Origin of the sequence: Paraburkholderia nemoris (assembly GCF_905221015.1) — a bacterium.
GTDB classification, from domain to species: domain Bacteria; phylum Pseudomonadota; class Gammaproteobacteria; order Burkholderiales; family Burkholderiaceae; genus Paraburkholderia; species Paraburkholderia nemoris.
Genome location: NZ_CAJNBO010000002.1, coordinates 209,609 through 222,582, shown reverse-complemented (window position 1 = coordinate 222,582; position 12,974 = coordinate 209,609). Strand labels below are relative to the sequence as shown.

Here is a 12,974-nt window from a genome sequence, read left to right as displayed (position 1 = left end):
TCAGATTTCACGCTTGAGCTTGTCGGCCAGTTTCAGCGACAAGGCGGCGATCGTCAGCGTGCAATTCACGGAGGCGGCAGTCGGCATCACGCCGCTGCTGGCGATGAACAGATTCGAGTGATCGTGTGTGCGGCAATCCGCGTCGACAACCGAATCCCCCGGATCGCTGCCCATGATGGTGGTACCCATGATGTGATTGTTCGGCGCGAACGTATCGTCGAACGAGACCTCGGCGCCGCCGAACAGCGCGGCGATCTGCGCATACAGTTCATGCGTGTTCGCCGCGCTCCTCTTCACGTAGTCGTTGATCGAGTAGTAGATCTCGGGCTGCGGAATGCCGAGCGCATCCTTGTGATCCGCCGAGGGCACCACGCGGTTCTGCGGCTCCGCGAGATGCTCGTGAAAACTGTTGATGTTCAGCGTGCGCGAGGCGCGGTCGCGAATCTGGCGGTCGAGCTCGGCGCCGGTGAGGCCTTTTTTCAACAGATCGGCGGTCACGCTCATGGTCGGCACGCCATTCGACAGATGCAGTTTTTTCGCCGCGTAATCCGAGCGGAACGCGCCATCGCGGAAGTTGACGATCGAGGTCATCTCCATCGGCCCGCGTCCGGGCCACAGCGGTTCGTTGGCGAGGAAGGTGACGCCCGTGCCCGGATGGTCCATCAGGTTGCGGCCCACCTGGTCGGAACTGTTGCCAACGCCGTGCGGGAATTTGTCGGAAGTCGACATCAGCATCAGCTTGGGCGTTTCGATGCCGTTCGCGGCGAGCACGAACAGCTTGCCGGTTACGCGTGTGCTGTTGCCGTTCGCGTCCTTGTAGTGGACGGCTGTGATGAGCCCTTTGTTGTCTGCTTCGACGCAGTATACGACCGCCTCGGCAATCAGCTTCGCACCGGCCTGTTCGGCCTTCTCCGCATGCACCACGCCGTTGTACATCGCGGCGATCGGGCAGATCGGCATGCAGTTGTTGTTGCCCCAGCAGGTAGGCCGCGCATCGTACGGACGACTGTTACGCGCAACCGGCTCGGGCACTACCTTGAAGCCCTGCGCGTTGAGCACGTCGCTAAAGCGCTGATCCATGTACGAGAGCGGCAACGCGCTCATCGGGTAGGGCCTGGAGCGGGGCGAACCGAGATCGATCGTGTTGTCCGGACCGGAAACGCCCAATTGCACTTCAGCCGCTGAATACCACGGTTCCAGCGTTTCATACGGATAAGGCCAATCACGTCCCACGCCATACAGCTTGTGCAACTGGAAGTCCGACGGCAACAGCCGCCACGCAGCGGCCGCCCAGTGCCACGTCGTGCCGCCGACCAGCCGCACATACTGCGAGTTGTACGGATAGTCGCCTTTCTGGATCAGATAATTGTTGGCGGGCGCGTACTCGGGATGCGGCGCGTAAGGCGTGGAGGGATAGGGTGTCGCGAAGTCGGACTTGGCCGGCGAGTTGCGGAAGTTCTCGACGATCTGCCAGCGTGGAATGCGCGGCCCGGCTTCGAGCAGAATCACCGACGCGCCGGCCAGCGCCATTTGATGCGCGACCAGGCCACCTGCCACGCCCGAACCGACTACGACGATGTCGGCGGAATTTGAGTTTGCCATTGTTGCCCTCTTCTCTACTGGCTTATCTTTGCTTGCTGATCTCGCGTGCCGGCGTTTCGTCGAACGGCTCAATCAGGCCATGCAACGACAAGGCACGCGTGAGAGGAACATCGTTCAGGCGCTCAACGGCTTCTGCGTCCAGTAGAACGGCAGGTCGCGGCAATAGGACGGAATCGTCAGCACGTCTTTGACCGGCTCGAACATCAGCGCTTTTTCATAAGCGACCACATCCACATGCGGCATGTCGCCCACGAGACCGAGATACCACGCGCGCATGATCGCGCTCACGGATTTCGCGAGCGCCGGCTGATCGACCTGTAACGCCTGCGTGACGGTATCGGACGGCACGCCGCCATGGCCTTGCAGCCAGGTGTTGAGCGCGGCGACATTCTGGGAGAACTGGCTGTCGGTTCTGGCGAGGGCGTCATAGACGCGTTTCCCGAGTACGGCATCGAAGCCCGTGTGACCGGTGAGCCGCTGCGAGAGTGCAAGGAAGGCATCGAGTCCGCCGTCGGCGGGCGCGGTGTCGGCGAACGCCGGCGCGATCCATGAGAGCGAGCGGCCTGCCCCGGCAAACGCGAGCGCCGCAGCCGTCGCGCATGCGCCCAGCACCCAGGCCCTGCGCGAGGCCGAAAACGATGTATGCAGCGAAGAGAATGTTGACGACGGAAACCTGGCGAGATGCGTCACTTCATGGTGCGCATCTTTATTCTCAGGAACATCTGTCATGGGGGCTCCAGATGGTGAGTTGATCGTGAGTTGTTCTCAACGGACAACGCCGCCGTGGCGTGATGCCGTTGGCGCGCTGCGTCGATTTCTCTACCCCAAACCTGGTCTGGCGCCGCTTGAGCGGTCTTGCGTGGCTGCATGATGCCGATGCGAGCCACATTGTGTTGTGCCGATGACGGCCTTGTGAACACGGCTTGACGGCGCGGCACGCACGGCGAAAAACCCGCCGCCTGCCAATCGCCTTTCAACTGAAAGCGGCGCGCAAGGCCGTTGCGAAAGACTATAGCCTGTAATTCCCCCATTCGACAAATGGTGCCCGAAGCGCGAGTAGAATCCGCGACACCGACGGCCCTTCACCCTTGATCTCATGCTCCTTAAATATTATCCGCAGGTTCTTCGCAATCGACCCCGCATGCTGATCGGCCTCGCCGTCGGCCTCGTGGCCGCGCTGGCGCTCCCGGAACACGTACGCCCCATGGTGCGTGTTCTGGCCGGCTGGGATGCCGCGGTGTGGATCTACCTCCTGCTCATGTGGGTGCACATGGCCGCCGCCGACGAAGGCCGTGTCCGCGAATATGCGCAACGCGACGATGAAAACGCGGGCGTAGTGCTGGTCGTGATCTGCGTCGCGACGGTCGCCAGTATTGCCGCGATCGTGCTCGAACTGGCCTCGGCGAAGGGCACGGCCGGCAGCTCGACTGCATGGCACTACCTGCTGACCGGCCTCACGATGTTCGGCGCCTGGTTCATGATCCCGACCATTTTTACGTCGCACTACGCGCGGCTTTACTACGATCCGGATGCGCCGGAGACCCCCTTGCTGTTTCCCGACCATAAGCTCCAGCCGAACTACTGGGATTTCCTGTACTTCTCGTTCACCATCGCCGTGGCCTCGCAAACCTCGGACGTGGTGCTGCGTTCGCGGTCGATTCGCCGCGCCGCGCTCGCGCAGTCGATCCTGGCGTTCTACTTCAATGTCGCCGTGCTCGGCTTGTGCGTGAACATCGCTGCGGGCTTGCTCGGCTCCTGACCCGCCGCGCTTCCTTAAAAGCCGTTTCCCTCACGACGCTTACCCCGCCGGCCGCCACTTCGCCTTTTGCGGCCCCGGCGGCCCCAGCGGCCCCGGCACCCGCCTCGCGCCACCCCGTGTAAAACCCGGGCGACGCCCGTCCGTTTTACACGCGCTCCACCCGCCGCCACGCGCCCACCACGTCCGGCCGCCCGTCGCGCCTGCCCCTAGGGCGCGCGCTTCCCCACCCTTCCGCATCAGTCCAGAACGCACTGGCACAACGTTTGCTGCGTCTTGCGAATAGTTCTGGCCGGACTCGTGCTATCGGCGCCTGGCGTCAAAGCACCCGCTACTGGCCAGCGGCGTGACGATCTTTGCACTACATTGACCAGTACGCGCCCTCGCTTCACGCATCGCGCGGTATCCGGCTCTGGAAGCCCAATGAGCGCTGTGATCGCATGTCAATTGCATCCACACCGCAGCAGGACGAATCTGGAAACGACCGATGGAATCCCCAAACGGGTACGCGCCGCGGATTTACTTTTTCCATTCACTTCTCGTTGGGCCGCTCGATGCATGGCCCGCGCAGTTCGCTCACGCAGCCGGACTGGGCTTCGATCACGCGCTGATCGGCGGCCTTTTCGAGCCGGGCCGCGCGGGTCACGCACAGGTGGTCGGCAACCACGGCCGGCTGCATCCGGTGTTCGAGACTCAGCAGCCCGCCGCAGAGGCGATCCGTTCGCTCGCGCAGGCCGCCCGCCAGAACGGTCTGGCCTTGCTGGTCGATCTGGTGATCGACCGGATGGCCGCCGATGGCGCGCTGTATGCCGAACATGCGGGCTGGTTCCACCCATTCGAGTCTGAAGAGGCGCGGCTCGATCCGCGCCATGTGCATCACGAGGACAACGTTGCGTATGCGAATTTCAACGACACCGCCAGCAGCGCTGCGCTAGTCGACTGGTGGACGCAGAAACTGCTGGCGCTGGCCGACGCCGGTGTCGGCGGCTTCCGGTTCGACTCGCCGCATCGCGTGCCGGCCGCGGTTTGGCGGCAACTCGGCGACGCGGTTCGTGCGAAGCATCCTGAGGTGCGTTTCCTCGCCGCCACGCCGGGGCTTGCCCGCGGCGATCTGCTCGGCCTCGCAGGCGCGGGCTTCGACAGCGTGTTCTCGTCGGTGCGCTGGTGGGACTTCCGCGCCAGCTGGATGGTGGAAGAGCATGCCGCGCTTGCCCGCATCGCCGCCCCCATTGCCTTTCCCGAAGCGCCTTACGGCACCCGCCTCGCCGCCGATCTCAACGATGCGCACGACTCCGCTATCGTCGAGCGGGCCTACCGGCGCGCGCTGTTCGCCTCGGCCTCGACCGGCACCGGCTGGATGATGCCGATGGGCTTCGAGTACGGCATCACCGAGCCCATGTCGCAGACACGCGGCGACGCCGCGCAGTTTGCGCTGGCCTGCCGGTCGAAGCGATTCGATCTCTCGGAACGGATCAGCCATGTGAACGACGTAGTTCGCAATACAAAAACGCTGCACGCCAACGGTGAATTGCGCCCGCTCAGCGGGCCCGGCGCGCCCGCGGCCGTCTTGCTGCGCGCCGACGCGCCCGATCTGCGCGATGCCGGCGAAGCGATCCTGATCGCCATCAATCCCGAACTCGGTGCGCCGGTGCGCGTCGATCCAGCCCGTTTCCTCGCTGGCGTACCGGGCAACTTCACACGCTTCGTCCCGCTCGACACGACCGGGAACGCCGCGCCCTCCGCATTGACGCCGTTCACGCTCGCACCCGGCGCAGTGCGCCTGTTCCGCGCGGCCGCCGATCAACCGATCCGTCTCGCGCCGCCGATCGACAAGTCGAACAGCAAGCGTAGCGGCCGCAAGACCGTGCTCGAAGCGATCAGCGCGCCGCGCGTGGCGATCGAGAGCGTGACGCCCTCGGTCGATAATGGACGCTTTCCCGCCAAACGCACGGTGGGCGAGCGCGCCGAAATCACCGCCGCGATCTTCGCGGAAGGCCACGACAAGATCGCCGCCGCCGTCGTCTGGCGCGCCGCCGACGAAACCGCCTGGCACGAAGTGCCGATGAGCCCCGCACAGCCGGCCGGCCTGGATATCTGGAAAGCGCGCATTCCGCTGGAGCGCATGGGCCGTCACGAGTTCACCGTGATCGCATGGCGTGACGACTTTGCGTCGCTGGTCGAGCATATTCAGAAGAAGCTGAAAGCAGGCCAAACGGTCGAGCTCGAACTCGACGAAGCCACGCATCTGTTCGCGCTGGTGCTCGCCGAAGTGGAAACCGTGGAAGGCGCGGTGACCGAACCGCTCGAACACATCGTCAAGCTCTTCACGAAGGGGGACGCCGAAACGAAGCTCGCGCTGCTGCTCGCCCCGACCACCGCGAAGGCGATGACCGCCGCGCGCCACCGCCCGTTCCTGAGCCGCGATCCAATCGTCTACAAGATCGACGCCGAACGCACCGCGGCAGGTTTTGCAAGCTGGTACGAGATCTTCCCGCGTTCGATGAGCGACGACGAATCGCGTCACGGCACCTTCGCTGACGTCGTCACGAAACTGCCGCGCATCCGCGACATGGGTTTCGACGTGCTGTACTTCCCGCCGATCCACCCGATCGGCGTCGCCAATCGCAAGGGCCGCAACAATACGCTGACCGCTCAACCGGGCGATGTCGGCAGCCCGTACGCGATCGGTGGAGCGGAAGGCGGCCACACTGCTGTGCATCCAGAACTCGGCACGCTGGACGACTTCAAGAAGATGCTGGCCGCCGCGCACGCGCACGGCCTCGAAATCGCGCTCGACTTCGCGATCCAGTGCTCGCCGGATCACCCATGGCTGAAGGAGCATCCAACGTGGTTCGCGTGGCGCCCCGACGGCACGCTGCGTTATGCGGAAAATCCGCCGAAGAAGTACCAGGACATTGTCAATCCCGACTTCTATGCGCATGACGCCAAGCCCGACTTGTGGCTCGCGCTGCGCGACGTTTTCCTGTTCTGGATCCAGGCGGGCGTGCACATTTTCCGTGTGGACAATCCGCACACCAAGCCGCTGCCGTTCTGGGAATGGGTGATCGACGATGTGCGCTCGCGCTATCCCGACACGATCTTCCTCGCCGAAGCCTTCACGCGGCCACGTATGATGAACCGGCTCGGCAAGATCGGCTTCTCACAGTCTTACACGTATTTCACGTGGCGCGAATCGAAGCGCGACTTTATCGAGTACCTGACCGAACTCACGCAAACCAGTGCGCGTGATTTCTACCGGCCGAATTTCTTCGTCAATACGCCGGACATCAACCCGCGGCATTTGCAGTCGTCGGGGCGTTCGGGCTTCCTGATTCGGGCCGCGTTGGCCTCCACGCTCGCCGGTTTGTGGGGCGTGTATAGCGGTTTCGAATTGTGCGAAGCCGCTGCGCTGCCGAACAGCGAGGAATATCTCGACTCGGAAAAGTATCAACTACGCGCGTGGGACTGGAACCGGCCCGGCAACATCGTCGGCGAGATCACTGCGTTGAACCGGATTCGCCGCGCGAATCCGGCGCTGCAAACGCATCTCGGCCTCACGTTCCTTACCGCGCACAACGACAACATCCTGTTCTTCGAAAAAGCGACCGAAGCACGCGACAACGTCATCCTGGTGGCGATTAATCTCGATCCGTTCAACGAACAGGGCGCGGATATCGAATTGTCGTGGGACACTTTCAACCACTGGAATCTGCACGACCATGGCGCACTGGAAGTGACCGATCAGATGACCGGTGCGCGGTTCGAATGGCACGGCCGCTGGCAGCACGTCCGCCTCGGTTCAGGCCAACCGTTTTCGATCTGGCGCATCGCGCCGCTCGGCGGCCTGCCCGCTGAACGCCCCGATGATGCCGACAGCGACTATCACGCAGACGACGCTGGCAACCCAACCCCTACGGAAGGTGCGACATGAAGCGTGAAGATCCGGCCCAAAGCACGTCGCAGACCCATACGAGCGCTGCCACCGGCAGCGCCGCCAAAGCGCGCTCGCATCGGCGCGGCAAGCCCGCGGCCTTGAGCGACGATCCGCTCTGGTACAAGGACGCGATCATTTATCAGGTGCACATCAAGTCGTTCTTCGACGCGAACAACGATGGCGTCGGCGACTTTCCGGGCCTGATCGCGAAGCTCGACTACATCGCCGAGCTCGGCGTGAACGCGATCTGGCTGTTGCCGTTCTATCCATCGCCGCGTCGCGACGACGGCTACGATATCGCCGATTACCGCAATGTGCATCCCGACTACGGCCAGCTATCGGACGTGAAACGCTTCATTCAGGAAGCGCACGCGCGCGGTATCCGCGTGATTACGGAACTGGTGATCAACCATACGTCTGATCAACACCCGTGGTTTCAGCGCGCCCGTCGCGCGAAGCCGGGGTCGAATCATCGCAACTACTACGTGTGGTCCGAGACCGATCAGAAGTACACGGAAACGCGGATCATCTTCATCGATTCTGAACCGTCGAACTGGACGCATGATCCGGTCGCGGGCGCTTATTACTGGCATCGCTTCTACTCGCACCAGCCCGATCTGAACTTCGACAATCCCGCTGTGCTGAAGGAAGTGTTGCAGGTGATGCGCTTCTGGCTCGACATGGGCATTGACGGGCTGCGGCTCGACGCGGTGCCGTATCTGGTCGAACGCGAAGGCACTAACAACGAGAACCTGCCGGAAACGCACGCGGTGCTGAAGAAGATCCGCGCAACGATCGACGCCGAGTATCCGAACCGGATGCTGCTCGCCGAAGCGAACCAGTGGCCGGAAGACGTGAAGGAATATTTCGGCGACGAAGACGAATGCCACATGGCGTTCCACTTCCCGCTGATGCCGCGCATCTATATGTCGATTGCGAGCGAAGACCGCTTCCCGATCACCGACATCATGCGGCAGACGCCGGACCTCGCGGAAACGAACCAGTGGGCGATTTTCCTGCGCAATCACGACGAACTGACGCTCGAAATGGTCACGGATTCCGAGCGCGATTACCTGTGGAACACTTACGCGAGCGATCGCCGCGCGCGCCTGAACCTCGGCATTCGCCGCCGACTCGCACCGCTGATGGAGCGCGACCGCCGCCGCATCGAGCTGATCAATTCGCTGCTGCTGTCGATGCCCGGCACGCCCGTGATCTATTACGGCGACGAACTCGGCATGGGCGACAACATCCACCTCGGCGACCGCGACGGCGTGCGCACGCCGATGCAATGGTCGTCGGATCGCAACGGCGGGTTCTCGCGCGCCGATCCCGAACAACTGGTGCTGCCGCCGGTGATGGGTTCGTTGTACGGCTTCGACGCGGTCAACGTCGAAGCGCAAAGCCGCGATCCGCATTCGCTGTTGAACTGGACCCGGCGCATGCTCGCCACGCGCCGTGCGAAACAAACTTTCGGACGCGGCACGATCCGTTTCCTGAAGCCGGAAAACCGCAAGATCCTCGCGTATCTGCGCGAATTGCCAGGCGAGCCGCCAATATTGTGCGTAGCCAACCTGTCGCGCGCACCGCAGGCGGTCGAACTCGATCTATCCGAGTTCAACGGCTCGGTGCCGGTCGAAATGACTGCCGATTCAGTGTTCCCGGCAATCGGCCAGCTCACGTATTTGCTGACCTTCCCGCCGTATGGTTTCCTGTGGTTCATGCTGTGCTCCGGTGGCCAGCGTCCAACCTGGGCGCAAGCGCATTCCGAACCGCTGCCCGAATTCGTCACGATCGTGATCCGCGAGGGTCAGGTCGGCCCGACCCCGGAAAACGTCCGGCTGCTCGAATCCGAAGTACTGCCGTCCTGGCTGAGCCGGCGCCGCTGGTTTGCCTCGAAGGATCAGAAGATGCACGCGGTGCGCCTCGCCGCGCTGACCACGATCCCGAACGGCGGCTTCGCCTTCACCGAAATCGAAGCGGACGTGGGCGACCATACCGAACGCTACGTCGTGCCGATCGCGATCACGTGGGGCGGCGAAACCACCACGCCGCTGTTCATGCAACTGGCGCTCGCGCGCGTGCGCCGCGGCCGCAACGTCGGTCATCTGACGGACGCGTTCGCGCTGCCCATCTTCGCTCATGGCGTGATGCGCAAGCTGCGTGAACGCGCGGTCGTGCCGACCGTACAGAAGAGCGAGATCAAGTTCCTCCCCACCGAGCGTTTCTCCGAACTCGATGATCTCGGTGAACGGCCCGAGATCCGCTGGTTGGCGGCCGAGCAAAGCAACAGCTCGCTGATCATCGCCGATGCTGCGGTTCTGAAACTGGTGCGGCGTCTGGTGAGCGGCGTTCATCCGGAAGCGGAAATCAGCCGCTATTTGACCCAGCTCGGCTACGCGAACACCGCGCCGCTGTATGGTGAAGTGGTGCGCGTCGATCCCGAAGGCGTGCCGCATACACTCGCTATCTTGCAAGGCTATATCGACAATCAGGGCGACGCCTGGAACTGGTCGCTGGACTACCTGCGCCGCTCGGTGGACGAACTCGCGATCGCCGTCGACACGGACGGGCAATCGCCGGACCGCGACAACGAAACAATCCTCATGGAAGGCTATAGCGCGTTGGCGGGCACCATCGGCAAGCGGCTCGGCGAACTGCACATGGCGCTTGCGTCACCGTCCGACGACCCGGCATTCGCACCGGAACTCGCCAGCGCCGAACAGGTGAAGGCGTGGGTCGCCGGCACGCAAGCCATGCTCGCCAGCGCGCTCGATCTGCTCGCACCGCGCATCGAGCAGATGAGCGATCCGGATACCCAGGCATTGGCGCAAAGCCTGATCGATCGACGCGCCGCATTGGTCGCTGCGGTCAGCAAACTGGTGTCGGGCGATGCGGGCGCGCTGCGTACCCGCATTCATGGCGATTTCCATCTGGGTCAGGTACTGGTCGCGCAGGGCGACGCGTATCTGATCGACTTCGAAGGCGAACCCGCGCGCACGCTGGAGGAACGGCGTCAGAAGTCGAGCCCGTTGCGCGACGTGGCCGGCTTGTTGCGCTCGCTGTCGTATGCCAGCGCCGCGGCGCAGTCCACGATGGAAAGCGCGCCACAGCAAACCGCCGATCGCAAGCGCGCGCTCTTCGACCGTTTCCGTGCGCATGCTACCGAGACGTTCCTGAAGGAATACCGCGCCGCCATCGCGGATTCGCCGACGCCGCTGGTGGCGCCCGAAGCCGAACAGGCCTTACTCGATCTGTTCCTGATCGAGAAAGCCGCTTACGAAATCCGTTACGAAGCGGCTAACCGTCCGACGTGGCTCAGTTTGCCGGTACGCGGCCTCGCCTCGCTCACCAGCCGCTTGCTCGGTGACACCGGCAATCCGCACGACCCGTCAACCCAGGCGCCAGACGCCGCCGCATCGCCTAATCCGGCCGAGGGCGACTATGAGTGAGCATGATCCGGCCGCAGGCCTCCAACCACTCGATATCGACGCGCTCGTTGAAGCGCGTCACCCCGATCCTTTCTCGCAGCTCGGCATGCATCAAACAGACGCGGGTCCGGTGGTGCGCGCGCTGTTGCCGAACGCAAAACACGTCACCGTGATTTCACGCGCCAACGGCGCAACGCTCGGCGAACTCGAGCAACTCAGGCCCGGGCTGTTTGCCGGCCGCATCACGTCTGCCGCGCCGTATCGCCTGCGCGTCGACTGGCATGGCACCGTGCAGGAAATCGAGGATACGTATTCGTTCGGCCCCGTTCTCGGCGACGAGCCGTTGGGCCGTCTCGCCGGCGGCGACCCGTACGCAGTACTCGAATGCCTCGGCTCGCGCCCGATGGAAGTGGACGGCGTGCCGGGCGTGCGCTTTGCCGTCTGGGCGCCGAATGCGCGGCGCGTCTCGGTGGTCGGCGACTTCAATTCGTGGGACGGTCGCCGTCATCCGATGCGGCTGCGTCATCAGGCAGGCGTGTGGGAATTGTTTGTGCCGCGCGTCGGTCCGGGCACGCGCTACAAGTACGAATTGCTCGCCCGTGACGGCCATCCGTTGCCGCTGAAGGCCGACCCGTGTGCGATGCAAACGGAGTTGCCGCCGGGCACCGCATCGATAGTCGCGCATGTCGACGAGATCGAGCAGTTTGAATGGACCGATCACGACTGGATTCAGTCGCGCGCCGCCAAACAGACTCCGCGCGCACCGATCTCGATCTACGAAGTGCATGCCGAATCGTGGCTGCGCGTCGCCGAAGAGGGCCAGCGCGGGCTCACCTGGGAAGAACTCGCCGAGCGGCTGATTCCGTACGTGAAAGGCATGGGCTTCACGCACGTGGAATTCATGCCGATTGCCGAGCATCCGTTCGGCGGTTCGTGGGGCTATCAGCCGCTCGGACAGTTCGCGCCGTCGGCACGCTTCGGCAAGCCCGAGCAGTTCGCCCTGTTCGTCGACAAGGCGCACGCGGCCGGCTTGGGCGTGCTTCTCGACTGGGTACCGGCGCACTTTCCGAACGACGCGCATGGCCTGATCGATTTCGACGGCACGCCGCTCTACGAGCACGCCGATCCACGCGAAGGCTATCACCAGGACTGGAACACGATGATCTACAACCTCGGCCGCAACGAGGTGAGCGCGTTCCTGGTGGCATCGGGCCTCGCATGGTTGAAGCGCTATCACGTCGACGGCCTGCGCGTGGATGCAGTCGCCTCGATGCTGTACCGCGACTATTCGCGGGCTGCTGACGAGTGGGTGCCGAACATCTACGGCGGGCGTGAAAATCTCGAATCGATCGCGTTTCTGAAGCGGCTGAATCACGAAGTCGGCTATGTGCCGGGCGTGCCGGGCGCGATCACGATCGCCGAGGAATCGACCGCGTGGCCGGGTGTGACCGCACGCCTCGAAGACGGCGGCCTCGGCTTCCAGTTCAAGTGGAACATGGGCTGGATGCACGACACGCTGCACTACATGGAAGAGGACCCGGTCTACCGCCAATACCATCACCACATGATGACCTTCGGGATGGTGTACGCGTATTCCGAGCGCTTCGTGCTGCCGCTTTCGCACGACGAGGTGGTGCATGGCAAAGGCTCGCTGCTCGGCAAGATGCCCGGCGACAGATGGCAGAAATTCGCCAACCTGCGCGCGTATTTCGGCTTCATGTGGACGCATCCGGGCAAGAAGCTGCTGTTCATGGGCGGCGAATTCGGCCAGTTGGCCGAATTCAACCACGACACGTCGCCACATTGGCATCTGCTCGACGATCCGAACCATCACGGCGTGCAGAAGCTCGTGCGCGATCTGAACCATCTGTACAGCGAGGAGCCGGCGCTGCATCGGCTCGACAGCGAGCCGGGCGGTTTCCAATGGCTGGTCGGCGACGACAGCGGCAACAGCGTGTATGCCTACCGCCGCACCGATGGCGAAGGCCGCGAACTGGTGGTGGTCTGCAACATGACGCCGGTGCCGCGGGTCGGTTACCGGATGGGGATGCCGCGCGGCGGCCGCTGGACAGAAGTGCTGAATACGGATGCCGGCGTGTACGGCGGCTCGAATATGGGCAATGGCGGGCTGATCCACACCGACAACGTCTCGAGCCACGGCTGGCCGCATTCCGCTGCGCTGACGCTGCCACCTTTGGCGACGATCGTTTTGCGCGCAGATTGATAGAAGTGTTGTAAGACGGGCGCGCGG

General features: G+C 63.6%; 6 protein-coding genes. 4 read left to right on the top strand and 2 right to left on the bottom strand.

The window, feature by feature from the left end; all coding sequences use genetic code 11:
- Positions 1 to 1,602 (bottom strand): GMC family oxidoreductase, encoded by a 1,602-nt coding sequence (locus tag KHO33_RS03640; RefSeq protein ID WP_200561352.1) that lies wholly within the window; start codon positions 1,600 to 1,602, stop codon positions 1 to 3.
- Positions 1,603 to 1,716: 114 nt separating this feature from the next.
- Positions 1,717 to 2,331 (bottom strand): sugar dehydrogenase complex small subunit, encoded by a 615-nt coding sequence (locus tag KHO33_RS03635; protein ID WP_200561350.1) that lies wholly within the window; start codon positions 2,329 to 2,331, stop codon positions 1,717 to 1,719.
- Positions 2,332 to 2,698: 367 nt separating this feature from the next.
- Here KHO33_RS03635 and KHO33_RS03630 point away from each other — a divergent pair, with 367 nt between their 5' ends.
- The 4 genes from KHO33_RS03630 (at position 2,699) to glgB (ending at position 12,947) form a co-directional block, all read left to right on the top strand.
- Positions 2,699 to 3,361 (top strand): DUF1345 domain-containing protein, encoded by a 663-nt coding sequence (locus KHO33_RS03630; RefSeq protein WP_054034807.1) that lies wholly within the window; start codon positions 2,699 to 2,701, stop codon positions 3,359 to 3,361.
- A gap of 484 nt (positions 3,362 to 3,845) precedes the next feature.
- Positions 3,846 to 7,289 (top strand): maltotransferase domain-containing protein, encoded by a 3,444-nt coding sequence (locus KHO33_RS03625; RefSeq protein ID WP_200561348.1) that lies wholly within the window; start codon positions 3,846 to 3,848, stop codon positions 7,287 to 7,289.
- The gene (treS, locus tag KHO33_RS03620; protein ID WP_200561346.1) at positions 7,286 to 10,744 is read left to right on the top strand and encodes a maltose alpha-D-glucosyltransferase; all 3,459 of its coding nucleotides are present in this window, start codon (positions 7,286 to 7,288) and stop codon (positions 10,742 to 10,744) included. The genes KHO33_RS03625 and treS overlap by 4 nt, the downstream gene beginning before the upstream one ends.
- Positions 10,737 to 12,947: a 1,4-alpha-glucan branching protein GlgB gene (glgB, locus tag KHO33_RS03615; RefSeq protein WP_200561344.1), complete on the top strand. Its 2,211-nt coding sequence runs from the start codon at positions 10,737 to 10,739 to the stop codon at positions 12,945 to 12,947. Before treS ends, glgB begins: the two co-directional genes overlap by 8 nt.
- The last annotated feature ends 27 nt before the right edge of the window (positions 12,948 to 12,974 follow it).

Coding starts and splice junctions, on each gene's coding strand:
- KHO33_RS03640 (WP_200561352.1), bottom strand. CDS start 1,602: ATGGCAAACTCAAATTCCGCCGACATCGTCGTAGTCGGTTCGGGCGTG.
- KHO33_RS03635 (WP_200561350.1), bottom strand. CDS start 2,331: ATGACAGATGTTCCTGAGAATAAAGATGCGCACCATGAAGTGACGCAT.
- KHO33_RS03630 (WP_054034807.1), top strand. CDS start 2,699: ATGCTCCTTAAATATTATCCGCAGGTTCTTCGCAATCGACCCCGCATG.
- KHO33_RS03625 (WP_200561348.1), top strand. CDS start 3,846: ATGGAATCCCCAAACGGGTACGCGCCGCGGATTTACTTTTTCCATTCA.
- treS (WP_200561346.1), top strand. CDS start 7,286: ATGAAGCGTGAAGATCCGGCCCAAAGCACGTCGCAGACCCATACGAGC.
- glgB (WP_200561344.1), top strand. CDS start 10,737: ATGAGTGAGCATGATCCGGCCGCAGGCCTCCAACCACTCGATATCGAC.